We start from the raw sequence: 24,191 nt of genomic DNA on the forward strand, positions 1-24,191 counted from the left end.
GAAACCGCCCAATAGGGGCGGTTTTTTAGTGGCGAAATAACGCTGGAATGTCACTCAGTTGCGCCACAATGGCATCGGCGGTCGGGGCATCGTTAAATCCGTCGATGTTTAGATAGATGCCTTGAACGTGGGCTGCCTGGCCGGCAAGGACGTCCAACTTACGGTCGCCAATCATTCCAGTCTCGTCTGGGCGTAAGGCGTAGCGGTGAAGCAAAAAGTTTATCGCCGCCGGATCCGGTTTACGGGGTAAATCCTGGCTGCGGTCCACGCCCCCTTCAAATAAGTGTTTCAGCCCGTCTCGGGCTAGCATATCCCAAGCAGCCTCATCCCGGTGCGTCAGCAAGAAATGCCGATTGCCGTGCGCGACCATCGTCTCAAGGACCGCTGCGGCTTGCGGGTAAGGCTTGGCATCAAGCAAATATTGAGCTTCTTGTTTGTGATAAGCCGCTTCTAAATCAACCAAGGTCAAACCAGTCTTTGGCGCCAGTTCGCGCAAAAGGTCACGAATAGAACCCCGTTTGATGGTTTCAAACGTCTTGTCAGCATTTAGATCAACACCATGGGCCCGAAGCACTTCCAGTAAGGCCTGCAGCATCCCTGGGTAAGTATCGTACAATGTCCCATCAAAATCCCAAATCGCATTTCTCATGTCTATGCCTCCGTATCATAAATAATTGTCACTGGCCCGTCATTCACCAAACTCACGGCCATATCCGCCCCGAATTCCCCTGTGGCCACTTTCATCCCCAGTGCAGTTAGCTCCGAATTGAAAGCTTGATAGAATTTCAGCCCCAATTCAGGATCGGCAGCATGCGTGAAGCTGGGGCGATTGCCTTTTTTCGTCTCAGCAAAGAGGGTGAACTGTGAAATGGATAAAATACTGCCACCAATATCTTTGACGCTCAGATTCATTTTGCCGTTCGAATCGCCAAATATTCTTGCATTTACAACCTTTTTAGCTAAATAAGTGACATCAGCCGGTGTGTCATTGGGGCCAATTCCAACCAAAGCGACTAAACCGGGGCCAATCTCACCAATCGTTTGACCCGCCACTTTGACATTTGCTTGGCTCACTCGCTGAATTACAAGTCGCATATTGTCATCTCTTTCATGAAATATTCTCTTTTAACCATACGGGAAAAGCCAGCCCTTGACCAGCAAAAAAAGTAACGGTTGCATTCAAAAAGCCTGTGACAACACCGCAAAGTGATATCACAGGCTTCTGCTGGCTTTAGCCGTTTTCACGCTTAACTTCATAGACATCAGGAATGTTTTTGACAGCATCCATCAATTTATCAAGGTGAGCCAGATTGCGAATCCCAACAGTGACATGAATATCGGCCATCTTATCGTGATCCACACGGCCGTTCACGTTGTTAAGACTCTTGGTTTGCGCGTTCAGGGCCTGCAAAACATCATTGAGCAGGCCGTTGCGATTGTAGCCATAAATTTCTAAATCGGTATTGAAAAGCTGGCTGGAATCACCAGCATTTTCCCAGCGCACATCAATCAAGCGCCCAACCATTTCAGCAGAGTTGGCCACGTTTGGGCAGTCTGCCCTGTGAATCGTGACCCCACGACCCTTGGTCACATAACCGACAATGGCATCACCAGGCACCGGCAGGCAACATTTTGCGAGATGGACCAGCAAATTATCCACGCCCTCGATGATGACACCATCTTCTGTCCGCGTCTGTGGTTTTTGATTTTCTTTGGACATCGTGGTGACTTTTTGATTGTTATCGAGAATTTCTTTTTCGCGGGCCGCTTGGTCTTCAGCGGCTTTTTGCTTGCGATACTTTTCAGTCAGGCGATTAGCCACAACCAAAGCGGTGTATTCGCCGTAACCAATCGCGCTCAATAACTCATCTTCAGTCTGAAAGTTCATCCGCGATAATAAGTCGGCCATGGGTTCCTTGGCCATGAAGGTCTTAGGATTCAAGCCCATTTCCGTCAATTGCCGTTCCAGCATGTCACGGCCCTTTTCGGTATTTTCTTCTTTATCTTCTTGTTTAAAATACCGGCGAATCTTGTTGCGCGCCCGAGATGTATAAACGACGCTCATCCAATCCCGACTTGGGGTCGACTGACTGGAGGTCAACATATCGACGATATCACCATTTTTGAGCTGATAGTTCAGCGGGACAATTTTGCCGTTCACCTTGGCCCCAACTGAGTGATTGCCAACTTCCGTATGCACGAGATAAGCGAAATCTAACGGGCCACTACCTTTTGGTAACTCGTAAACATCACCCTTAGGCGTGAAAACATAGACGCGATCAGTGAAGATATCGCCTTTGACGCTTTCCATGAAGTCAGCGGCATCCGTACTCTCGTCTTGGATTTCCAGAATTTCGCGGAACAGATCGAGTTTCTCGCCGGCAGCATCATATTGCACTTCGCTAGTTTGGCCTTCTTTATACGCCCAGTGAGCCGCAACCCCGTATTCAGCCACGTGATGCATTTCTTCGGTCCGAATCTGCACTTCTAGTGGCTTACCCTGAGGTCCGATAACTGTCGTATGGATACTTTGATACAAATTTGCTTTAGGCATCGCAATATAATCTTTAAACCGCCCAGGCATTGGCTTCCACTTAGTGTGAATCGCGCCTAAAACGGCATAACAATCTTTAATTGATTCAGTGATGACTCGAATCGCCAACAAGTCATACAATTCGTCAAATTGCTTGTGCTTGTCTCGCATTTTCTTGTAAATGGAATAAATGTGTTTTGGGCGTCCATAGATTTCATACTTCATGTTCAAGCCATCAAGGGCGCGATTAATGTCATCAATCGCCGCATTAATGTAGGCTTCCCGTTCCGCCCGCTTACTGTTCATTAATTGGGCAATCCGGTAATACTGCTGCGGATTCAAATACCGTAACGATAAGTCCTCAAGTTCCCACTTGATGGTGCTAATCCCTAGTCGATCAGCTAGTGGTGCATAAATTTCCAGTGTTTCATTGGCAATGCGGCGTTGCTTGTCAGGACGCAGGTGCATCAAGGTCCGCATATTGTGCAGCCGGTCAGCCAGCTTGACCATAATAACCCGCAAGTCCTTAGCCATGGCCAACAGCATTTTCCGGTGATTCTCGGCTAATTCGTCTTTGTGGGCCACATAGGTCACTTTGCTTAACTTCGTCAATCCGTCAACAATGACAGCCACATCATTGCCAAAAAGTTCTTGAATATCGCCCAGCGTAATATTGGTGTCTTCCACGACGTCGTGAAGATAGCCCGACGCCACGGTTTCTGGGTCCATTTTCAATTCTGCTAAAATACCAGCGACTTGAATTGGATGAATGATATATGGTTCCCCCGATTTACGGGTCTGCTCATGATGGACATAAGCCGCAAAATCATAGGCCTTTTGGACGAAAGCCAAATGATCATCGTTCATGTACTGGCGGCACAGAGCCATGACGTCATCCTGGGTTAATTCGATTTCTTCTGCCATTTGTTCAACCCCTGTCTGAATACAAGAAAAGCACGACAACTACGTGCGTGCTTTCCAACCGTTTGTAATAAGTAAATTATACTGACTTTTGTTAAAAAAGCTAGTCCTTGAGAACGGCCAACCAAGTCAAGACCAGATAAATGCCGGCAAACCAGTAATTATACGGGGCGTACTGTAGCCAGACATTCAAAGCGAACAGAATTGGCAGACAGAAACTAATCCAAAATGGCAATCCGCGGTGTTTTTGCCAGCGGCCAAAAAACCAGGCCGCGACCATGTTGATGAGAATAAAGCAAAGACTAATCCGCCAAACTGCACTGATATGTAAAAGTCTAAATAAAAATGGAATCACAAATACAATCACGACACTGATCGCAGGAATCACTGCCAAGGGATGAGTCAAATATTTACGCATAATTTCCTCCGAGTTCTGTCAGCGTCGAGACGGCACTGAGAAGATATAAAGGGGCTGTTTCAGTCCTTAAGATTCGTGGGCCCAGGCCGGCGGTCACAAAACCTTGTGCGGTCAATGCCGCGACCTCTTCAGGGGCAATGCCCCCCTCTGGGCCAAAGACAACCGTCAAACTTGCCGGCTTCTCCGCCAAAGTGGTGACCAATTGGGCCACTTCGCCGGCCTTGGCACTTTCTTCATATGCAATGAGCTTAGCTTCGCTACTTGCAGTCGTGGCCACATACTCAAGGTTTTGGGCAAAATCAATTTCTGGAATCACATTACGGTGACTTTGTTCGGCAGCGCCTTGGGCAATACCTTGCAGCCGCGTTAACTTCTTATCGATGCGTTCTGCCCGCCAGCGGGCTGTCGCCCATTGCGTGTTCACAAAAGTGATTGATGCCGCGCCCAGTTCGGTCGCCTTTTGCACAATAAGTTCTGCTTTATCACCTTTAGGGACGCCGCAAACAAGATGGACAGCGACTGGTAGCTCGACTGGCTGGGTAATTTCTTTCCCAACGGCCACTGTTAATGGGCTCGGTTCGACAATCGTTGACAAAAAGACATGGCCGGCTTCAGAAACAAGCTCCAGCTGATCGCCTACCTGCATTCGCAAGACTTTAATCGCATGTTGTTGAATGGCACTGGCTAATTGAGTCGTGGTGGCGCTTGTTAATGGCTGGTTGGTAAAGAATCGATTCATGCGTCTTCCTCATCACTTTGCCGGTGGGCAACAATGGCTGACCAATCGCCTAAGCGACTTTCGGCCCTCACAATAAACCCATTGGTCGCCAAGGCTTGTTTGACTGGGGCGACCTTGTCATAAAAAATTCCAGACAGGACGACTTGGCCGCGTTTGGCCAGCGCATGATCTAGTTGCGGAATAAGCGGCAGCAATACCTCGGCGAGGATATTCGCCAGAATTAAATCGGCCTTTTCATCGATACCCTCGAGCAAATCATTAGCAATGACATCAATTTTGGTCACAGGATTAAAAGCTAAATTCATCTTGGCATTATCGACGGCCACTTGATCGACATCGGTCGCTAGGATGTGACTGGCACCAAGCATTTCAGCAGCAATCGCCAAAACCCCAGAACCGGTCCCAACATCAATGACTCGCTCACTGCCGCGCATCAGGGTTTCTAAGGCGGTGAGCATCAACTGGGTCGTGGGATGGGTGCCAGTGCCAAAGGCCATACCAGGGTCAAGTTGAATTACCATTTCATTGGGCTGTTGTGGCTGATAAGTTTCCCAGCTGGGCACAATTGTCAAATCGTGGCTGACACGGACGGGATGGTAATACTGTTTCCACGTGTTGGCCCAATCGTCATCAGCGACTGAATCAACACTCACCGTTCCCGCACCAGGATCGAGACCAAAATCAGCCAATTGGGCCACCTTACTCTGAATTTCAGGGACTAGTTCAGGCAAGTGGGTCTTGGCATTGAAAAAGCCAGTAACTTTGGCGCCTTCTTCTTGATGGGCAAAGGTATCGGGATCAAGCCAGACACCATTGGCAAGAAATTCTTCATTTTGAAAGTCAGCAGCGTCTTCAATCTGGATCCCTTCGGCACCGAGCGACATCAGGTAGTTGCTGACGGCCTCTACCGCTTCAGTAGAGGTTTGAACACTAATTTTTGACCATTCCATCGCTGTCACCTAGTACTTTGGGTAAGGAATGAATGTTGTTTGCGCCTTAGCCGGTTGCTTGGCTAGTTCAGCCTCAAAAGCTGCCTGGTCAAAAGTGAGTTCAAACGTTTCAGCTTCACTTGAGCCATCCACAAAATCGAATAAGGCATTTTGGCCAGCATCTAGCAAGCTTTGCAGATAAGCAAACAAAGCATCTAAGGTTGCCTGAGGCATGCCCTTCTTGCCGTCAAACCCAAAGATGGTCAGGTAATTATCTTTGTAGTCATCGCCATTAACGCGGGTCTTGTCGTAGAACAAAATGGCATCCGAATAATCGACTTCGCCGTCGACGATTTCTTGGCCGTCTTGGTCCTCCACCTCAAAGTCCCCCGTAGCGTCAACGTACATGGTTAATTCCAATTCAAAAACATGGGCATCTTTATCCCAGTTAATATCTAAATCCCCATCAAAGTTTAAGGCGTCCATTTTATCGCCAATGTAATCTAATAAGTTGTTATCTGCCAAGTTATTGCCATCCTTTCGTTTGTTCGTTCATTTGTTGTTTCGTCATGCCAGAGACATATGGATTATGTGCCACCCAAAAACGCAATGGTGCAGTCGTCCATTCCCCTTTATTAGGGACGCCAATTCGAGGGCCGCTTTCAATCGCGGCTGGCGTTTTGATTCGGTGTGAGCTGAGATGAATTCGGCCTTGGTTCAGCATCGTCGAATTATCGCGCAGGTCAATCGCCATGGCTTGGGCCAATTTGCCGGGGCCACTGGTCAAATTATACCCTTGTTGGCCCCGCCGCGCTGCCATTGTCGCTAAGCCTTTTGTGGGTTCGATCGCACGAATGAGCACCCCTTGCGGCTCTGAAGCCACTTGGGTAATGATATTCATCAAGAAATAGGCACGTAGTCGATAGACATACACTGTCCCGGCCGGCGCATAGAGTGCCTGGTTGGCCGCGGTCTTCTTACCCCCAAAAACATGCGCAGTCCGGTCGGTGACGCCAACGTAGGCCTCAGTTTCTACAATTAAACCGCCTGTCTCATCAACCGTTAAGCGGTAGCCTAACAGTGCTTTTGCCAAGTCCGGCGTTGATTGCTGCGTGAGCCATTCAAAGTCCAAAATATCACCTTCTGCCGCGAATATTTGGTTGATAGAATCATTTTACACTGTATCGATGCAATTCGTTTGGGTCAAGTCCAAAAAAATATTATAATGGTCTCATACAACAAAGGAGGAACTTTACTCATGGCAGAAAACAACGAATTACGCCACTTGATCAGCAACACTGCTGACCAATTGGTTTCAGAATTATACACGGATGACAAGGTGCAAGCCCGTATCGCTGACTGGCACGCTAACACCCAAGAACCAAGTCTTGAAGACGAATATTCTTATTTAATTGCTGAATCACGTGACTTCTCAGAAGAACTCATTTTCCGGGTTTTGAACAAGCTCTCTGACGAAGGTTACTTGAAGAAGTAATGGCTTGGCTTCCCTCGCGATGGCGGGGGAATTTTTTTTGGAGGAAAACCAATGAGTGAACAAACTTTCACCAAAGCACAGTTAGCTGAATACGATGGCATCCAAAAGCCTGAGAAGTATGTCGCCATCGATGGTGTTGTCTATGATGTTAGCGCAGCTGGTGCTTGGAGCGGCCCCAATTATCATGGGAACGTCGCCGGCCAGGACTTGACTGAAGCCATTCAAAAATCGCCGCACAAACTGGTCGTGCTGACCCGCCTGCCGGTGATCGGCAAGTACATCGGTTAACCATTTTGAATTGACCAGTGCGTTTTAAAGCACGAAACGGTATACTAACAATCATGGAGGTGATTTTCATGTCAAAATCCAACAAGTATAACTCTTTTGCTACCAAGCGCCCTGTTGCTAAACAAGCACGGCGGAAGGCTCGCGCACACCAAACCGCAGCCATCGCTCGCTGGGCAGCTGGCAAGACCGAAACCATCGAACATACAGCTGCTGTTAAGTAGTATGAATTAAGCCCGTCTCAATTGAGACGGGCTTTTTTTGACAATAAATGAGACAGGCGGGTTACCTGAAATTTTTTATTGCGACTCTGTGAGTCTCCTTTGCGGTAAAAGAGCTGAGTTCAGCCGCAATTATCACGCAAAGCGCAAGTGTCGCTTTTTGCTTTCGAGATTCTAAACAAACTCCGGTATACTAACAACAACGATACTTCTGGAGAAGTCAGTAAGGCTACCCCCCACTTTAGCAGCGGGCATGTGCAGGCCATGCCGTGGGTGTTGTAACACAAAAAAATTTGGAGGCGATAAAATGGGAATGTTTGATAAGTTAACCGCCAATTCTGGCCTGACAGCAGAAGAAAAGCAGGCTCGCAAAATTGCAAAAGCTGCGCGTAAAGAACGAATTGTACTTGAACAGGTAATTAAGTTCGATGTTGGCAAGAAACTTGTAGGCGCTTGGGGAATGTTTGGAGACAAGATGTACCAGCTTGATGACCGAACAGTTATTTTCGATTTGGACGATCCAATATACTTCAAACTGATTTCTGTCGATTTTGATGGCCCACGGTATCATGAAGAAATTCAAGAAACATCCAAGTCGGACACCAAGAGCAAGGGCAGAAAGAAAGGCCATGGTTTGAGTGGCGCAGTCATCGGAACGATTTTGATGCCTGGAGTCGGAACTGTCGCAGGTGCAATTGCCGGTGGGCATTCAGGTAAAAATAAAGGCAAGAGTAATACGACAACCACGGCCACGACCACTACCAATCAGGTTGAAGATGACTCACACACAGTCGTCACCTTGCAGCAAGTGGAAACCAGCGATAATGTTGAGATTGTTTTGGTGACAAAAACCAAAGACTACCAAGAATTGCGTGCCTTCAAGCTTGAGCCGACTCCAGAATCCGAACAGACTGAGTCACATGGGCCCGTTGCAGGTGAAGTTACTGGAGTAGTTGACACAGAAACTGATCCAGTTTTGGAAATCAAGAAGTACAAGGCGCTGCTAGACGATGGTATTTTGAGCCAAGAAGAGTTCGAAGCAAAAAAGAAACAAATTTTAGGGCTGTAGAATCAGCACTCTGCATCGAGTTTGGGCCTGACAGCTTCAAAAAAGCAGAACTTTGAACCTTTCAATCCGCCTGACCGACATCTCCCCGCTTGGCTGAAAGGAAAGATATTTGATTAGTTCTTAACGTCGTTGAGGCGGACTTTTTGGTACAAAAAAAGACGTTCAAAAGTTTGAACGTCACCGAATATTTTCAGGAGAGTACAGGATTTGAACCTGCGCGCCGGTATTAGCCGGTTCGACGGATTTCGAGTCCGTTGCATTACCACTCTGCCAACTCTCCACAACAGATATTAGTATATCAAAAGGTAATGATTTTGCAAATGATTACCGTGGAGTTTTCAACGCTGCCAAAACTCGGTATACTAAAGAAAAAAGTTACGCGCCGGTACGTTTGTGACCTCACCGCGAGTCTCGAGGAAGTTATGAAGTTTTCACTCATTAAGTTACCTGCCCTATACACCTTGGTGTTTCTGGGGTATCGCATCATTGAACTCATTATTGCTAGCATCGTCCACATCCAGTCTGGGTTTAGCTTTCCTGCTGTGGGTGCAACGTTGATGGGCTGGGAAAGCTATCTCTGGTGGCTTGGGGCCATTGGTCTCCTTCTCCATCTGATCTCGTATTTCAAAAGTATTCACGGTCCTGCCGGTGATATTTGGGGGAATCTGATTGGCGCGTGTGCCTTCATCGCTGATATTTTGGTCCCAAATTATGCCTTTTGGCTTTTATTTGCGCATTTGATCAGCATGATGCTGCTGTTACGGACCACGCCCCAAACAACTGCAACCGCTAATCGAGGTGAAGCAGAATAATGTTTAAGCGTAAGCCTAAAGAACAAACAATCACGCCCAAAGATTATGATTTCTCAGAAATGGTTAAGGCTGCACGGGTTAAGCCAACACATTTCAAAGAAGTGCAGAAAGTCTTTAGTCAGTTGAAGAAGAAGCCCCGCACAAAAAAATAAACCGAGAACGCCAGATGGCGTTCTCGGTTTTTTTATTGTTGAGCCACTTTCTGGGCAGCGGCCTGCCGCCGAACTTCAAGGTCAGCCAACATGTGGTCGTAGAATTTCTCATCGACAATAATTTTGCGACTGTAAATCCAATAGGTAATGCCAATGCCGATGGCTGGAATCAAAGTGACTAACGCCAACAAGAAGTTGTCTTGCCCCAGTGGAACCTGAGCAATCAGGTTGGCAATGCCACTTTCTTTTGCCGCGGCACTGATGACACCACGGGCCTGATCACTTTCCAATTTTGAGATTTGATTGGTTGTCCCGAGAATTCCTGTCACCAAGTAAATCATCATCGCAATAAACTGACCAGCGGCCATTCCTAATTTGGTGACAAACGGTCGAACTGAGAAGATAATCCCCTCGTTGCGAATGCCGACCTTCCACTCATTATATTCGACCGAGTTAGCAATGTTGATAATAAGGATGAGGTAGAAAATCCCGTTCCCGACTGATGGCAACACGTTGATGACAGATAAAAGCCATGCCTTGGTGGTTGCTAAGGAATTAGGTAAGAATAAGCCTGCCAGCAGCAAAAGGACGTACCCGCCACCAGCCATCACAGTGGCGATTTGAATTAACCGTTTGCGGGTGAAATGTTTTGAAATGGATGCAAAAGTGGCAAAAATGACCGCACCAGCAATTTGTCCCAGAATGGTGAAGACAAAATTCCAAGTGCCTGAGTACCCAAATGAGAAGTACAGATAAATGCTAATCACTGTTGAACTCAAGTTGCTCACAATCATATAAATGAACAACATGACAGCATTCCATGTTGCTTGATCATTCTCCCGTAAAACGCCAATGATGGACCGAAAAGACACTTTAGTGCGCTTACTCGTGGCTTGTTGGGCCTGAATGGTTTTGTCTTCCGTGACGCCAAAAACGGTCAAGCCTTGGGTGAAGAACATCAGCGCGACGAAAATAATGGAAATCCAGGCATAACCCGTCACTGTGCTGCCACCCAACGCGTTGTTCCCCACAGTCCCGATTGGCACCAGAATGTTAGTGAGAAAAGCACCAACCCCGGCCATTAAAGAGGTCAATGAAGTCAATTGGTTACGGTCATCTGAGTTACTCGTCAATGACGGTAGCATGCCCCAGTACGCAATATCGTTCATGGTGAAGAAAATATTGAATAAAAGATACAAAATCGCAAAGGCGATGATATAAGTCCATCCCTGCCACTGGTTCGCAAAGGAAGCAATCACGATGATACCGGTGCCAATCACACCGGTGACGATCCAAGGTTTAAACTTCCCGAAACGCGAATGCGTGGCATCTAGGATGTTTCCCATAATTGGATCAAGCACGGCGTCAATGATCCGAGCCACAACGAACAAAATCGTGATGGTAAAGAACTGCTGGGGTGAAAGCTGCTTCGTCAACATGATGTACGTTAATAAGAAGTTCAAGAACAAGCCCGCAGCTGCCATGTCGCGCCCGATTGTACCTAGCGCAAAGAACCACAAATTCTTTTTACTGAGTCTTGTTTCAGTTTCCACGTGGCTCACCTCCGTTCCAATCTTGCCAATCAATTAATTTCAATCCTGTATTCTGGCTCAAAAATTGATGCACGGCCTGCCAATACGCATCGCCTGCGGTCAGGGCCGCCATGCCATGTTGGGCCCCAGGGACGAGCATCGAAGCCTTTGGTTCAGGGGCTGCAGCGAAGTTTTCCGCTAGCATAGCCGCAGGGACGAAGGTATCGGCCCCGCCATGAAAGAACTGAAGCGGGACTTTAGCTTGCTTCAATGCCGCAAGAGAACTCGCATCTTTGAGGCGCCACCCTAGGCGTCGATGGACCAACCAACCGAATACATTCAGAAGCGGAAAAGCGGGCAAATGGTATAGCTGTTTCAACTGATAGCGAAACTCGGCTTCAACAGAGGTATAGCCGCAGTCTTCAATAAAGGCTTTAACCGCGGAGGGTAAGTCAAGGCCAGCAGTCATCATGACAGCCGCGCCCCCCATCGAAATACCATAAAGGACGATTTCTGCATCGGGGTCACGCGTGAGAATGAAGTCAATCCACTGCTGGATGTCAAATCGGTCTCCATATCCCATCTGAATGTATTCACCCTCACTTTGGCCGGCGCTTTGCATGTCTGGCAAGAGAATATTGAACCCCAACTGGTCAAAGAACGGCGCTTTATCGTACATTTCCTCGTGTCGACCGTTAAAGCCGTGACAGAGAATTGCCCATTGGTGCGTCGCCCGATTCTCTCGGGTATATAGCCACCCTCGCAAAGTCAGGTCCTGTCGATTTCGAATCGTAACCGCTTCAATTTCCATGCGTGCTAACCAACGCTGTTTGAAGGCAGTCAAAGCAGCTTCATCAAGATTTGCCGGTGCTTCAATTTGATTATGGTCGGCTTCAAAAACCGCTTCTCGATCGACATTGCGAGTTAAGGCCACCTTGAACAAATAATTGGCTGCTAAATATAACCCAACGGCGAAGACAACCACAACGATTACTATGATGGCGAGTCCCCACATCACAATCCCTCCAGTTAAACACTTTTCATTTTTGATTACCGCTTCAATTTACCATAAGCGCACAAAAAAAGCTGGGGATAACTCCCCAACTGTTTAGTTCGATGAACTGGTACTACTTGAAGTCGATGCTGTCATTTTGGTATACGTGACCATTGATTTTGGTAATTCGCCTTGGAAATACTGTTGTGCAATCTGATTAGTCAAGGTTGAAAACTTCTGGCTGTCAGTTTTGAATGTGTCAGGATTGTTATTTGCGATATCAGTGAGCACAGCTTTCGAGATAGTCACATATTGTGTTAGGGCTTTGGTCAACGCGGGCACGGACGTATTGTTCTGCAATTCCAAATTGATATCATCCAAAATCTGCTGATTCTTGGCTGTTTGCTTTTTAAGTTCAGCCATGGTCGCACTATAACGGATGGCAGTCAGGGGCGAGATGACCTGATCGCAAATCTTATCGTAGCGCTTCTGTAAAGCTTGCGCGTTGTATTGGTTGCTCTTAATAGTGGTTTTGATTGATGAGGAACTGGCCGACTTCTGATTATTCTGACAACCGGCCAATCCAAGACTAATTGTCGCAAGAACTGCAAGTCCAAGGGTATATTTTTTCATGTCAAACCTCCGTTAAGCTTATTGTGCCACACTTTATAGACGCTCGCAAAAAATTGCCCTGTTATATAACGTTTATTCTTGTTTAATGTTATAAATTTATGTTGACCATAAGATTAACCAATGATATATTGAAAATTGTAAATGATAACAATTTATTTCATGGAGGGTCGGCACATGCAAGAACAAACTTACATCTATACGATTAATCAGTACATTGAACGTTTACTGGTCTTTGAAACCGTTTTTAAAGAATACGCGCATACCTGTCAGAATATCGATAAAGGCAATTGCTACGCCAGCGAAAGCCTCAGCCGCCTGAAAGAATATTTCTCGAAAAACCTCATTCGGTTTAACACGTTTGTCCAAACAGTCTCGCAATTATCTGCCCCAAACAAATATGCGGTTTTTAACCAGCACTTTATTGAAGCCCTAAAAGAAATGCAGTCTGGCGCAATTGGAACCCTACGCGCAATTGATGATGAGAATGTGGATCATTCTCGCTTTGAAGCTAGCGTTGAGAAACAGGCTCAGGCCCGCCAAAGAATCTCTTCTATTTTCGAATACATTGGTCAACCAATCTACTAAGGTTATAATATAGCTGAGGTGAGGTTATGACGATGTGGCATTTGATGTTCCAGCGCCCTAATTTCTCGCAAAGCCAGATACAAAACCTAGTAGCTGAATATGCTAACAACCAGGATTTTGGCGGCTTCGCAGTGAAACAATTAACGTTGACGCATCAAACGAATCAGCTTTTCTACTTAGATTTTGAATTCGAACTGAGTCACGCCATTGATCGGGGCACTTTTGAGCAAATGCAGAAATTTATTCTCTTGCAAGCACTTGGTCTTCAAACTGCCCCGATGCCTGTCTACTACAGTGTGATGGCCCAATCGGTTAAAGACTTAGCTATTGAGACGCATCTATATTCCTCGGGTGAGGCCGACATTATGTACTGGCGCGCACCCAAATAAAAAAACCAGCCTGCTCATCGCAGTGCTGGTTTTTTATTTGGCTTCATCTGGCAAGAGAATGGTTTGGTTCTTGCCATCATCATAGGCAATCACCCGTTCGGGGAACTCATCCGAATAGGCAAAGGGCAGATCCACTGCCATTTCGGTAGTCATATTCTCTTCTGAGAACCGCATGGTGACACTACCGTCGTTATCTTCAATATCGAAATTCAACACATTATTCAAGCGAAAGACGCCCTGAAGGTTCTGATCAATAATCATCCAAATTGAATCAATCAATTCACCAGGTAAAACGGCAATGACGCCAAAGGTTGCGAAACGACTTCGATTAGCTGCAAACATAATATTCTCCTTATGCACTCGTAATATCAGCAAACTTGGCAGCGACCACCCGGGCAAGATCTGTTGCCTTGATTTGAACTGACCGCCCGATTTTACCGGCAGAAACAATAATCTCGCCTTGTTTCTTCGCTTCGTCTGCCAAGAAAATTGGATATTTATACCGTGCGTGAATTCCAATCGGTGTATTAGCGCCGTGTTCATAACCGGTAGTGGCCACTAAGTCCTTCAAGGGGACCATGCCAACTTTCTTGTTGCCAGACACTGCCGCCAACTTCTTGTAGTCCACGTGCCGATCAATTGGGACAACACCGACAACGGGGCCGGTTTTATTGCCAATCAAGACGAGCGTTTTATAAATTCGGTGTTCATCAACATCGAGATGGTCGACTTGTAATTGCGCGACGTCGCCTTCCGTCTCAGTTGGAAACTCGACTGGCGAATAAGCAACGTTTTGCTTATCAAGCATTTTTTCAACGAGGGTTTTATTACTCTCGTCCGATTTGTTGTGTTTGGACACGGAATCACTTCCTCACTGTGCATTAATTGTAGCTGATTCAAGGCTAAAACTCAAAAACGCCGACCAACGCCTCCGCGTTAATCAGCGTCTCTGCCTAGTCGCCTGAATATTGCATTAAGGTAAATAAATCATGGTCGGCTAACTTCGCCCGCCCATTTAAATCTGATAATTCAACGAGAAAGGCCGTCCCAACAACAATCCCGCCCAGTTTTTCGACAAGTTCAATCGTGGCAGCAATAGTCCCACCGGTGGCCAGCAAATCATCGCAAACCAAGACGCGCTGCCCAGGTTTAATGGCATCTTTTTGCAGATACAAGGTGGCTTGACCATATTCAAGATCATAACTGGCGCTAACGGTTTCTCGTGGTAACTTCCCCTTCTTACGGGCTGGGGCAAAGCCAACACCCAACTTGTAGGCAACGGGACAACCAACGATGAATCCGCGCGCCTCAGGGCCGACAATCATTTCGACGCCCTTATCTTGCGCGTAAGCGGCGATTTCGTCTGTAGCGGCGGCATAAGCAGCACCGTCAGCCATCAATGGCGAAATATCCCGAAAGAGAATTCCGGGCTCCGGAAAATCGGGCACGCTCGCAATATAGTCTTTAAAATTAATGGTCATCCTTATCCTTCCAATCCTTCTAATGTTTGTAGATAATGCAGCAACTCACGCGTTGGCAAAGTCTGCAACTGATGGGCTAAATTCAGGAAGGCCTGCCGGTTTGAATACGCCGAAGCACTTTCCAGGGCTTGCTTAGCTGGGTTCTCTACTGGTGAAATGAAAGCACCGTCTATTGTAACAAAATTCAATTCGAAAAACACCTGAATGATGAGAATTACTTGACTGACCGCTAAGTGAGTCGCCGTTGCAATTTGTGGCAAGTGGTGTTTATCAAAATGTGGCTGTTGCTGCAAGAACCGCAGGACTTGCCCGAATTCAGTTCGAGTCGGCATCCCCACCAATTCAGCCGGAGTACTGCTGAAGATCACGCCGATTGGCCAGGTCGTGACATTCAATGCTTGCTTCAAACTCGCTTCATCAGTTGGCAGGTCGACCAGCACTGCATTTTCGACTGGTGCTTGTTGTTGTGAGACCAGCTGAGTTGGGCCACCAAAAGTGTACTGATGAGTCAGTTGTTGCATTTTCTTTTCATTAAAAAATAAGTAAGTGCTGCTGGCCCGAAATTGTTCGCCACTGGGCTTCGGTAAACGCAAATCTTTGATTGGGACGCTAGGAACTTTGACATCTTTAAGGCGTAGTTGCAAGCTAGTTCGACCTTGCCAGACATTTTCTTCTAATAACACGGCTAACTTCATTTGAGTGGCGGCAGTCATTTCTGCTTGCGCAGCCCCGAAGCCAAAGCCAACGACACTAATACCGTCGGTTTTGAACCGCAAGTGGCTACCATCCTTACCCATGGTGCGGACGTCACTAATGGCTTTAGGCTTTAACTCAAACACCGGTTGCGGGTTGCCAGACCCAAACGGAGCCAAAGCGCGTAAGGCTTCATAGTTAGCCAGCGTCAAATCTTGCTGTTCAAGCCGCCCGGCAATCGTGAGTGGTGGCTTGGGGGTTTCGGCTAAGCTGATGACTGCTGCTTTTTCCATGGCAGCGTGAATGGCGTCAAGATTGGCGACCGGCGCTGTCAGACCAATTGCCATATGATGCCCGCCAAAATGTGTGGTTAAATCTCGGACGGCATCGACACTATTGAAGAGATGATAAGCAGGGACGGATCGGCCCGACCCTTTTGCCTGGTCACCTTCAATACGCATGACCACAGTTGGTTTGCCGGTGGTTTCAACGATACGGCTGGCCACAATCCCCAGAACCCCTTCGTGCCAGCCTTCATGAGCTAGCAGCAAGGTCTGATCATTCGCCCTGTCGGGACTTTGAGCCATCGCTAAGGCCTCGATTGTAATTTGCTGAACCAATTTTTGCCGTTCTTCATTAATCGTATTAATTTTCTTAGCCAAGACTTCGGCTTCTGTCTCGTCAAACGTGGTCAACAAATCCACGCCTTCGCCGGCATCTCCCAACCGTCCTAAAGCATTTAATCGGGGACCAATGACAAAGCCGATTGTTGTTTCATTAACGGCCTCTGGCTTCACGTCAGCCACCTCCAGCAGCGCACTAATGCCCAATCGGGGCTGTTGATGAATGAGCTGCAAGCCCAACTGCACCAAAATACGATTCTCATCAGTCAAACTAACTAAATCAGCAACTGCACCAAGGGCGGCCAAGTCGACACTTTCAATTGGCACTTCACCCAATAAGGCGGTAGCAACTTTAAATGCTACGCCGGCACCAGATAAGTCGCCGAATGGGTAGTCGCTGCCAGGATAACGTGGATGAACAACCGCGACGGCTTGCGGCAAGATTTGTGGCAACTCGTGATGATCAGTCACAATGACATCCATGCCATTTGCCATGGCTTCATCGATTACTTCAGCTCCTGCAATGCCGTTATCGACAGTAATTACCAGTTGCGTGCCGCTCTTTTGTAAATATCGATAAACTTCTGCGTTTGGTCCATAACCATCAGTAAACCGATTGGGAATATAGACATCTGGTTCAGCACCGACACTCTGAAGGGCTTCCAGCATAATGGTGGCACTAGTCAGACCATCGACGTCATAGTCGCCATAGATCGTGATTTTCTGATTCTCGGCCACCGCTTGTTGAATCCGGTCAATCGCCTTTTGCATGTCGTGGAGCGCAAAGGGGTCGTGCAAGGCAGCCATGTCAGGATGAGCGAATCGATCCCAGGCGTCGGCTGAATTGATGCCCCGCTCCAACAGTAGCGTGGCGACCAATGGTGACACGGCCAACTCTTGGCTCAGTGCCTGAATTTCTGTTGAACTAGGTGCTGGTTGATACTGCCAATCATAACGTACGTCCACAATAATCGTCCTTTCTAACTGCATTAGTATAGCAAAAATGGCCTAGTAAAAGTATGGTAAAATTTATTGGTTAACTTTACTAAATATGCTATACTGAGGGCAAATTTGAGGAGGTCAGGTCATGGAACAAACTGCCTTACAAACCGCGTTTATGTCACAGTTTAATGAAAGCCCTACCAATTACTTCTTTGCCCCTGGACGGATTAACTTGATTGGCGAGCATACCGATTACAACGGTGGTCACGTCTTCCCATGTGCGATTAGTTTAGGGACATACGCCGCCGTCAGTCCACGGCAGGATCAAGAACTACATTTGTTCTCGCAAAACTTTGAGACTGTTGGTGAAATTGTGCGGCCCTTAAGCAGTTTGGCTTTCGATCAGGAAGATAATTGGGCCAATTATGCTAAGGGAATGTTTCAGCAGCTGCAACAAACAGTCGGACCCTTATCTCACGGATTAAACATCTTGGTCTGGGGTGACCTCCCTAACGGCGCTGGCCTGTCAAGTTCTGCCTCTTTGGAGTTACTGATGGGCATCATTGCTAAATCGATGTATCAGCTTGATTTAGACATGCTCGACTTGATTAAGGCCGGTAAACTCGTTGAGAATCAATATATCGGCGTTAATTCAGGTATTATGGACCAATTCGCCATCGGCATGGGTGAAGCCAATCACGCCGTTTTCTTGGATACCAATACACTCCAATTTGAACAACTACCGCTTGATTTGGGTGATAATGTCATCGTGATTATGAACACGAATAAACGGCGCGAATTGGCCGATTCAAAATACAATGAACGGCGATCTGAATGCGATGAAGCGCTGCTGCGGATTCAAAGTGGTTTTGACTACGCCAGTTTGGGCGCGATGAGTGAAGATGAGTTCGACCAAACCACATCGCTCATCAATGACGCGACCCTAATTAAGCGAGCCCGCCATGCCGTCTTTGAAAACGTTCGCACAATTACTGCCGCGCAGGCCTTAAAAGACCACGATTTACTAACATTTGGCCGATTAATGAATGCCTCTGGCGTGTCACTGGAGTATGATTATGAAGTAACGGGACCAGAGCTAGATACTTTGGTGCATGCCGCTTGGTTGCAACCAGGTATCATTGGTGCCCGCATGACTGGTGCTGGTTTTGGCGGGTGCGCGATTGCAATTGTGCCGAAGACATCGGTCGGCGCATTCACTGAAGCCGTCGGCCAAACCTACGAACAGACCATTGGATACGCAGCCGACTTTTACGTCGCCAGCGTTGCTGACGGTCCTAAGGAAATTTATACCGCATAATTAGAGGAGGATATTTAAATGACAATTGCAGTTTTAGGTGGAGCGGGCTATATTGGCTCACATACAGTGGCACAATTGGTTAAAGCTGGAGAAGACGTGGTCGTAATTGATAGTTTAATCACTGGCCACAAGGCAGCAATCAACCCGGCCGCTCGTTTCTATCAAGGTGACGTCCGCGACCGCGAATTCTTACGGTCCGTATTTTCAAAAGAAAAGATTGATGGCATCATCCACTTTGCGGCCAGCTCCATTGTGCCTGAATCAATGGCTGATCCCCTCAAATACTTCGACAATAATACTTATGGCATGATTGCACTGCTTGAAGTGATGAACGAATTTGGGATTAAGCAAATCGTCTTTTCCTCAACAGCTGCCACTTACGGTGAACCTAAGCAAGTGCCAATTAAAGAAACAGATCCACAAGTGCCAACCAACCCTTACGGCGAAAGTAAGCTGGCCATGGAGAAAATTATGCACTGGTCTGACGTCGCTTACGGCGTGAAATTCGTCGCTTTGCGGTACTTTAACGTCGCAGGTGCCATGCCTGATGGCTCCATTGGTGAAGATCATCATCCAGAAACACATTTAATTCCGATTATTCTCCAAGTCGCTGCTGGTACGCGCGATGGCTTGCAAATCTTCGGTGACGACTATGACACCCCTGACGGTACCAATGTGCGTGATTATGTCCATGTCGTCGATTTGGCTGATGCGCATATTCTAGCCTTGAACTACCTGCGAGCTGGGCACGACAGTACCGCCTTTAATTTAGGATCAGCCACAGGCTTTTCAAACTTAGAAATTTTGAAATCAGCTCGCGAAGTCACTGGCAAAACTATCCCGGCTGAGATTGGTCCCCGCCGCCCCGGTGATCCAAGTACTTTGATTGCCGCTAGTGATAAGGCCCGGGATGTCCTTGGGTGGACCCCCAATTATGACAATATCAATGACATCATTGCGACAGCTTGGAAGTGGCATGAAACCCACCCAGAAGGTTTTGGTGACCGCTAATGCAAGCTATTGATGATTTCATCGCATTTATTCTCGATAATAATGATGCCTACACTGCCATGGACCAAGTATATTTAAAGAATCGGCTTTTTGCCCAAATTGGGGAAACTCATCAACAAGCAGCTGGTGAGACACCTTTGGATACTTTAGATGCCTTGGTGCAAACTGCCCTCCAGAATCAGATGATTCCCGAAACAGCACCAGCCATTGAACAACTGCAAGCTGATTTGATGAACTTGGTGACGCCAACGCCTAGTGCGGTGAACAGCGGATTCTGGACCCGCTATCAAACCAGTCCTCAAACTGCCACTGACTATTTCTATCATCTGAGTGAGCGCAACAATTACATTCAAACGCGCGCCTTGGCCAAAAACACCGCCTTTAATGCGCATACGGAATACGGTGACCTAGAAATCACCATCAATCTTGCTAAGCCTGAAAAAGATCCCAAAGCGATTGCTTTAGCTGCGGCGGCTCCGAGTGCCAGTTACCCGCTGTGCCAATTGTGCATCGAAAATGAAGGCTATGAAGGCCGGGATAATTACCCAGCGCGAGCTAATCATCGGATCGTCCGGCTGAGTTTGGCTGGTCACACTTGGGGGTTCCAATATTCACCGTATGCTTACTTTAATGAACACGCGATTTTTCTGGATAGTATCCACCAACCAATGCGAATTAATCGGCAAACCTTCAGCAATTTATTCGATTTGGTTACCTTATTCCCCCACTACTTCGTGGGGAGCAACGCCGATTTACCTATCGTAGGTGGGTCAATGCTGGCTCACGATCATTACCAAGGGGGCCGGCACACGTTTGCCATGGCTAAAGCGCCCATCGAGCAAACCTTTGCCATGACAGACTTTCCCGATGTCCACGCTGGTGTAGTCAAGTGGCCCATGAGTGTGATTCGTCTGACAGCGGCCGACAAGCAGCGTCTGGGTGAAGCCGCCTGGCACATTCAACACGTTTGGCAGCAATACAGCGACGAAGCTGTCGATGTTCGGGCTTTCACTGATCAAACGCCGCACCACACCATCACCCCAATTGTGCGGCGCGTGGCTGACGACTATCAGATCGATCTGGTTTTGCGTGACAACCAAACATCTGACCAATACCCCGATGGAATTTTCCATCCCCATCAAGATGTCCAACACATCAAGAAGGAAAATATCGGCCTGATTGAAGTCATGGGTCTGGCGATTTTGCCGGCTCGCCTGCAAACTGAATTACAAGAAGTTGAGAAGTTCTTGCTCAATCAACCGAACCAAATGGCCGCAATCCATCGGCCTTGGGCTGAATCATTGAGAAATGGCACCTTCACTGCTGACTCAGTGCACGAGTATGTTCAACAAGCCGTTGGGGCTGTCTTTGCCAAAGTATTGGAGGACGCTGGCGTCTTCAAGCGCATTGATGCCGGTCAGGCCGCGTTTGCACGCTTTATCGCGCAACTTTAGCCACCAGAAGTGCTATACTTAAATTAAATCGAAGCCCAACTCCAATCAGCGACCTCGCGTTAAGGAGGAAGTTTTATGGATATCAATGCAGAAGATGTTAAAACAGCCACTCAATTAGTGCTGGATCAGGGGTATGTCACCAAGAAAGACGTGCCAGCCATGGCTGATCGCGATTATGCGATGGCCTTAGGTGACCAAGTCGGAATTGCCTTACGTAAGACCGGCGATCATGACTATATCTATGCCGAAGAATTCGACTATGCTGATCAAACGATTGCGACGATTATTTGGGATATGGATAAGTTCCCTACTCGCCACGATGCCATGGAGCAATTGGGCCAAGCCTTAAATTTACCAATTCCAACAGTGACTGTCACCGTTGCGGATGAAGTTGAATATTAATCACTGAAAAAGCCTTGATGACATTGTCATCAAGGCTTTTTTTATCGAAGTAACCGTGGCCAGATGACCACTTTGTCTTGGGATAAAGAGTTTGGGACGTCAATGACGCGCTGATTGGCACTGCCACGAAACTGTAAGGTCAGGTCCTTCTTGGCTTCAAGAAACGGCCCATCAACTAAGACATCAATCAGGCTTAATAAGTGTTGCTTGTCAGCAGTTTCTTGGCGCAACTGCTCATACGTATACCCGCTCCAGGACCAAATATTTTTGTCTGGGAAGCGACTGCGCACAGCCTCTGCCAGCCGAATAGCAATACGAGTATTGAGGAACGGCTCCCCACCGAGCAGCGTCAGGCCTTGATAATAGGGTTCGGCCAGTGCGTGCATAATCTCATCAAACATCTGATCAGTGAATGGCTGACCATAATGAAAACTTTGGACCGCCTTGTTGTAGCAACCTGGGCAATTAAATTTACACCCAGAAAGATAGACCGCCACCCGGTAACCAGGGCCATCAACAGCGTCGTGATACTTAATGGCACCAACATAATCTTGGCTTAAATCAACGGCTTGCCACTCCCTTGGTTGCGGTTGATTTGGTTGTGGGACGAAATGCAATTTAGCCATGTTCAATCACCATGTCGTTCCCAAACTGCAAATGTTTCTTACGGTGATTAATTTCTTCTTGGCGGCCGTGAACCATTGGCCGCTGATTAGGATTACCCAAGTAGCCACAAAGACGCTTGACGACATCACATTGAGCCGGATCATGGTTACCACACTCCGGACAGGTGTAGCCTTTGGCCGTGGCTAAGAACTCGCCCTGATACCCACACGCAAAGCATTGATCAATCGGCGTGTTCGTCCCCAAATAACCGACACGATCGTATGCGTAATCCCAGACTGCTTCTAACGCATCGGGATTTTGCCGCAAATTTGGATACTCACAGTAATGAATGAAGCCACCAGTTGAATATTGCGCATAATCTTTCTCAAAGTCGAGTTTTTCAAATGGTGAGGGTTGCTTACGAACATCGTAGTGGAAACTATTGGTGTAATAGCCTTTGTCGGTGATATCTGGAATTTCACCAAAACGCTTCAAATCTGCTTGGCAGAACGTATCCGTCAACGATTCTGACGGTGTCGCATAAACAGAGTAGTGATACCCATTTTCAGCCTTCCACTGCGCACAATGTTCAGATAACTCCTGCACAATGCGTAAGGTGAATGCCTTGGCTTCGGGATTGGTTTCCCATTCGGGGCCAAAGAATGCTGTGCCGACTTCATACAAGCCAATATAACCCAGCGAAATCGTTGCGCGGCCGTTGCGGAATAAACTTGAGACTGGCTCATCAGGAGCAAGCCGCTTACCGAAGGCGCCATACTGATACAAAATGGGGGCCTGCTCGGGAGTCGCATGCTCGGTTTGGGCAATCCGATAGTCCAGGCCAGTTTTAGCCACGGCCAACAAATCTTCAAGCCGTTGCCAAAAATCAGTTTGATCACCATTGGCCAATAAGGCTAGCCGCGGCAGGTTCAATGTAATCACACCAAGATTCATCCGCCCTGCATTGACTTCATGGCCCTGAGCATCCTTCCAACCTTGCAAGAAACTACGACAACCCATTGGCGCTTTAAAACTGCCAGTCATCGCTTTGATTTTGTCATAACTCAAGACGTCGGGATACATCCGTTCTGTGGCACAGTGAATGGCCAATTGCTTGATATCGGAGTTCAAATCTTCCGGATTAAGATTGAGGCCGCGTTTGAGTGTGAACACTAACTTCGGAAAAATCGCGGTGCGCTTATCTTTGCCTAAACCATTGAGACGAATGGTCAAAATTGCTTTTTGAATTTCGCGTTCAAACCATGATTTGCCGAGCCCAAAACCGAGCGTGACAAATGGCGTCTGTCCTTGCGTGGAATAGAGTGTATTCACTTGGTATTCGAAGGTTTGCATCGCGGCCATAATGTCATTTTGCGTCTGGCTGCGAGCGAACGCTTCTTGCTTAGCGACGTCATCGGTCAAAGCCTGAGCTTGTTGCAGGTGCTTGGCATAATTATGTTCTGCAAATGGCGCCAACACTTCGTCAGCCCGGTCAAATGAACAACCACCATATTGACTGGAAGCGACATTAGCAATAATTTGCGTTGCTTGTGTTACCGCTACGCCAATTGAATGGGCAGGTTCCACTTGGGCATTGCCGATTTTAAAGCCATGATTCAACATCTCTTTGAAGTCGATGAGACAACAATTCGTTTCAGGCATGAATGGACTGTAATCGAGATCATGCCAATGAATATCTCCGTTTTGATGCGCTGCGGCCACTTCTGGTGGGAGCATACTTAGGCCATAAGTCTTACTGACGGCGCCGGCAGTCAGATCCCTTAACGTTGAGAAGACGCGACTGTCTTTATTTGCATTCTCGTGAACGACCCGCGCATCGCGACTCAATAATTGGTCAATTCTATTGGTTAACGATGTTGTCAGTGTTTCTGTTGTCATACTAGTTCCCCCTCGTGCTTACGCATTTCAGCATACCACAATATATAGGGGTGTT

The 24,191-nt window shown here is 47.4% G+C and carries 28 protein-coding genes, 1 tRNA gene and 1 pseudogene; 12 read left to right on the forward strand and 18 right to left on the reverse strand.

Features of this window, described 5'->3' with window-relative positions; all coding sequences use genetic code 11:
• Window positions 1–25 precede the first annotated feature (25 nt).
• From FC34_RS02120 to FC34_RS02155, 8 genes are all read right to left on the reverse strand, one after another.
• Window positions 26–649: an HAD hydrolase-like protein gene (locus tag FC34_RS02120; protein WP_057893732.1), complete on the reverse strand. Its 624-nt coding sequence runs from the start codon at window positions 647–649 to the stop codon at window positions 26–28.
• 2 nt (window positions 650–651) lie between these two features.
• Entirely contained in the window at window positions 652–1,095 is a 444-nt protein-coding gene (gene dtd, locus FC34_RS02125) for a D-aminoacyl-tRNA deacylase (protein WP_057893733.1), read from the reverse strand.
• Window positions 1,096–1,231: 136 nt separating this feature from the next.
• Window positions 1,232–3,457 (reverse strand): RelA/SpoT family protein, encoded by a 2,226-nt coding sequence (locus FC34_RS02130; RefSeq protein WP_057893734.1) that lies wholly within the window; start codon window positions 3,455–3,457, stop codon window positions 1,232–1,234.
• A 100-nt stretch (window positions 3,458–3,557) separates the two neighbouring features.
• Entirely contained in the window at window positions 3,558–3,872 is a 315-nt protein-coding gene (locus FC34_RS02135) for a hypothetical protein (protein ID WP_057893735.1), read from the reverse strand.
• On the reverse strand, window positions 3,865–4,611 hold the full coding sequence (locus tag FC34_RS02140; RefSeq protein WP_057893736.1) for a 16S rRNA (uracil(1498)-N(3))-methyltransferase: 747 nt from the start codon (window positions 4,609–4,611) through the stop codon (window positions 3,865–3,867). Before FC34_RS02140 ends, FC34_RS02135 begins: the two co-directional genes overlap by 8 nt.
• A complete protein-coding gene (gene prmA, locus FC34_RS02145; RefSeq protein ID WP_057893737.1) occupies window positions 4,608–5,561 on the reverse strand; it encodes a 50S ribosomal protein L11 methyltransferase in 954 nt (317 codons plus the stop codon). The genes FC34_RS02140 and prmA overlap by 4 nt, the downstream gene beginning before the upstream one ends.
• Window positions 5,562–5,570: 9 nt before the next feature.
• The gene (locus tag FC34_RS02150) at window positions 5,571–6,065 is read right to left on the reverse strand and encodes a DUF3013 family protein (protein ID WP_057893738.1); all 495 of its coding nucleotides are present in this window, start codon (window positions 6,063–6,065) and stop codon (window positions 5,571–5,573) included.
• Window position 6,066: 1 nt separating this feature from the next.
• Window positions 6,067–6,672, reverse strand: coding sequence for a DNA-3-methyladenine glycosylase (locus FC34_RS02155; RefSeq protein ID WP_057893739.1), 606 nt, complete (start codon window positions 6,670–6,672; stop codon window positions 6,067–6,069).
• A gap of 126 nt (window positions 6,673–6,798) precedes the next feature.
• On the opposite strand from FC34_RS02155, the gene FC34_RS02160 reads away from it, so the two are divergent.
• The 4 genes from FC34_RS02160 to FC34_RS02170 all read left to right on the forward strand — a co-directional run bounded on the left by FC34_RS02160 (window position 6,799) and on the right by FC34_RS02170 (window position 8,610).
• Complete coding sequence (locus FC34_RS02160; protein ID WP_057893740.1) at window positions 6,799–7,035, forward strand: hypothetical protein; 237 nt, start codon at window positions 6,799–6,801, stop codon at window positions 7,033–7,035.
• 51 nt (window positions 7,036–7,086) lie between these two features.
• Window positions 7,087–7,323: a cytochrome b5 domain-containing protein gene (locus tag FC34_RS02165; protein WP_057893741.1), complete on the forward strand. Its 237-nt coding sequence runs from the start codon at window positions 7,087–7,089 to the stop codon at window positions 7,321–7,323.
• A 68-nt stretch (window positions 7,324–7,391) separates the two neighbouring features.
• The gene (locus FC34_RS09750) at window positions 7,392–7,544 is read left to right on the forward strand and encodes a hypothetical protein (protein ID WP_169790019.1); all 153 of its coding nucleotides are present in this window, start codon (window positions 7,392–7,394) and stop codon (window positions 7,542–7,544) included.
• A gap of 304 nt (window positions 7,545–7,848) precedes the next feature.
• The gene (locus tag FC34_RS02170) at window positions 7,849–8,610 is read left to right on the forward strand and encodes an SHOCT domain-containing protein (protein WP_057893742.1); all 762 of its coding nucleotides are present in this window, start codon (window positions 7,849–7,851) and stop codon (window positions 8,608–8,610) included.
• A gap of 192 nt (window positions 8,611–8,802) precedes the next feature.
• On the opposite strand, the gene FC34_RS02175 is transcribed toward FC34_RS02170, so the two are convergent.
• Window positions 8,803–8,890: transfer RNA gene (locus tag FC34_RS02175), tRNA-Ser, on the reverse strand.
• Between the two features lie 142 nt (window positions 8,891–9,032).
• On the opposite strand from FC34_RS02175, the gene FC34_RS02180 reads away from it, so the two are divergent.
• Both FC34_RS02180 and FC34_RS09755 read left to right on the forward strand, forming a co-directional pair.
• Window positions 9,033–9,422 (forward strand): hypothetical protein, encoded by a 390-nt coding sequence (locus FC34_RS02180; RefSeq protein WP_057893743.1) that lies wholly within the window; start codon window positions 9,033–9,035, stop codon window positions 9,420–9,422.
• Window positions 9,422–9,574 carry a hypothetical protein gene (locus tag FC34_RS09755; RefSeq protein WP_169790020.1) on the forward strand — a complete coding sequence of 51 codons (153 nt, stop codon included), beginning with the start codon at window positions 9,422–9,424 and terminating at the stop codon, window positions 9,572–9,574. Before FC34_RS02180 ends, FC34_RS09755 begins: the two co-directional genes overlap by 1 nt.
• A gap of 32 nt (window positions 9,575–9,606) precedes the next feature.
• Here FC34_RS09755 and FC34_RS02185 read toward each other — a convergent pair whose 3' ends face one another.
• The 3 genes from FC34_RS02185 to FC34_RS02195 form a co-directional block, all read right to left on the reverse strand.
• A complete protein-coding gene (locus tag FC34_RS02185) occupies window positions 9,607–11,127 on the reverse strand; it encodes an MFS transporter (protein WP_235803383.1) in 1,521 nt (506 codons plus the stop codon).
• Window positions 11,117–12,121: an alpha/beta hydrolase gene (locus FC34_RS02190; RefSeq protein ID WP_057893744.1), complete on the reverse strand. Its 1,005-nt coding sequence runs from the start codon at window positions 12,119–12,121 to the stop codon at window positions 11,117–11,119. The genes FC34_RS02185 and FC34_RS02190 overlap by 11 nt, the downstream gene beginning before the upstream one ends.
• Window positions 12,122–12,214: 93 nt before the next feature.
• On the reverse strand, window positions 12,215–12,733 hold the full coding sequence (locus tag FC34_RS02195; RefSeq protein WP_057893745.1) for a hypothetical protein: 519 nt from the start codon (window positions 12,731–12,733) through the stop codon (window positions 12,215–12,217).
• Window positions 12,734–12,907: 174 nt separating this feature from the next.
• Between FC34_RS02195 and FC34_RS02200 the strand changes: the two genes are divergently transcribed.
• Together FC34_RS02200 and FC34_RS02205 are read left to right on the forward strand one after the other, a co-directional pair.
• A complete protein-coding gene (locus FC34_RS02200; protein ID WP_057893746.1) occupies window positions 12,908–13,318 on the forward strand; it encodes a hypothetical protein in 411 nt (136 codons plus the stop codon).
• Window positions 13,319–13,344: 26 nt separating this feature from the next.
• Entirely contained in the window at window positions 13,345–13,707 is a 363-nt protein-coding gene (locus FC34_RS02205) for a hypothetical protein (protein ID WP_157052203.1), read from the forward strand.
• 33 nt (window positions 13,708–13,740) lie between these two features.
• Here the strand turns inward: FC34_RS02205 and FC34_RS02210 are convergent, their stop codons facing one another.
• The 4 genes from FC34_RS02210 to recJ all read right to left on the reverse strand — a co-directional run bounded on the left by FC34_RS02210 (window position 13,741) and on the right by recJ (window position 17,470).
• Window positions 13,741–14,049 carry a DUF960 domain-containing protein gene (locus FC34_RS02210; RefSeq protein ID WP_057893748.1) on the reverse strand — a complete coding sequence of 103 codons (309 nt, stop codon included), beginning with the start codon at window positions 14,047–14,049 and terminating at the stop codon, window positions 13,741–13,743.
• Between the two features lie 10 nt (window positions 14,050–14,059).
• Window positions 14,060–14,566, reverse strand: coding sequence for a Cys-tRNA(Pro) deacylase (ybaK, locus tag FC34_RS02215; protein ID WP_057893749.1), 507 nt, complete (start codon window positions 14,564–14,566; stop codon window positions 14,060–14,062).
• A 94-nt stretch (window positions 14,567–14,660) separates the two neighbouring features.
• Window positions 14,661–15,188 (reverse strand): adenine phosphoribosyltransferase, encoded by a 528-nt coding sequence (locus FC34_RS02220; RefSeq protein ID WP_057893750.1) that lies wholly within the window; start codon window positions 15,186–15,188, stop codon window positions 14,661–14,663.
• Window positions 15,189–15,190: 2 nt separating this feature from the next.
• Window positions 15,191–17,470 carry a single-stranded-DNA-specific exonuclease RecJ gene (recJ, locus tag FC34_RS02225; protein ID WP_235803384.1) on the reverse strand — a complete coding sequence of 760 codons (2,280 nt, stop codon included), beginning with the start codon at window positions 17,468–17,470 and terminating at the stop codon, window positions 15,191–15,193.
• 121 nt (window positions 17,471–17,591) lie between these two features.
• Here recJ and FC34_RS02230 point away from each other — a divergent pair, with 121 nt between their 5' ends.
• The 4 genes from FC34_RS02230 to FC34_RS02245 all read left to right on the forward strand — a co-directional run bounded on the left by FC34_RS02230 (window position 17,592) and on the right by FC34_RS02245 (window position 21,631).
• The gene (locus tag FC34_RS02230; protein WP_057893751.1) at window positions 17,592–18,764 is read left to right on the forward strand and encodes a galactokinase; all 1,173 of its coding nucleotides are present in this window, start codon (window positions 17,592–17,594) and stop codon (window positions 18,762–18,764) included.
• 18 nt (window positions 18,765–18,782) lie between these two features.
• Complete coding sequence (galE, locus tag FC34_RS02235) at window positions 18,783–19,775, forward strand: UDP-glucose 4-epimerase GalE (RefSeq protein WP_057893752.1); 993 nt, start codon at window positions 18,783–18,785, stop codon at window positions 19,773–19,775.
• Window positions 19,775–21,229, forward strand: a complete 1,455-nt coding sequence (locus tag FC34_RS02240) for a UDP-glucose--hexose-1-phosphate uridylyltransferase (protein ID WP_057893753.1) — start codon at window positions 19,775–19,777, stop codon at window positions 21,227–21,229. Before galE ends, FC34_RS02240 begins: the two co-directional genes overlap by 1 nt.
• Window positions 21,230–21,304: 75 nt before the next feature.
• The gene (locus tag FC34_RS02245) at window positions 21,305–21,631 is read left to right on the forward strand and encodes a hypothetical protein (protein ID WP_057893754.1); all 327 of its coding nucleotides are present in this window, start codon (window positions 21,305–21,307) and stop codon (window positions 21,629–21,631) included.
• Window positions 21,632–21,672: 41 nt separating this feature from the next.
• Here FC34_RS02245 and nrdG read toward each other — a convergent pair whose 3' ends face one another.
• On the reverse strand, window positions 21,673–22,257 hold the full coding sequence (nrdG, locus tag FC34_RS02250) for an anaerobic ribonucleoside-triphosphate reductase activating protein (protein ID WP_057893755.1): 585 nt from the start codon (window positions 22,255–22,257) through the stop codon (window positions 21,673–21,675).
• Window positions 22,250–24,097, reverse strand: a pseudogene (nrdD, locus tag FC34_RS02255) (anaerobic ribonucleoside-triphosphate reductase); the annotation flags it as partial. The pseudogene nrdD and the gene nrdG, both read right to left, overlap by 8 nt.
• Window positions 24,098–24,191 lie beyond the last annotated feature (94 nt).

The sequence above is a fragment of the Lacticaseibacillus brantae DSM 23927 genome, assembly GCF_001436115.1.
GTDB lineage: Bacteria > Bacillota > Bacilli > Lactobacillales > Lactobacillaceae > Lacticaseibacillus > Lacticaseibacillus brantae.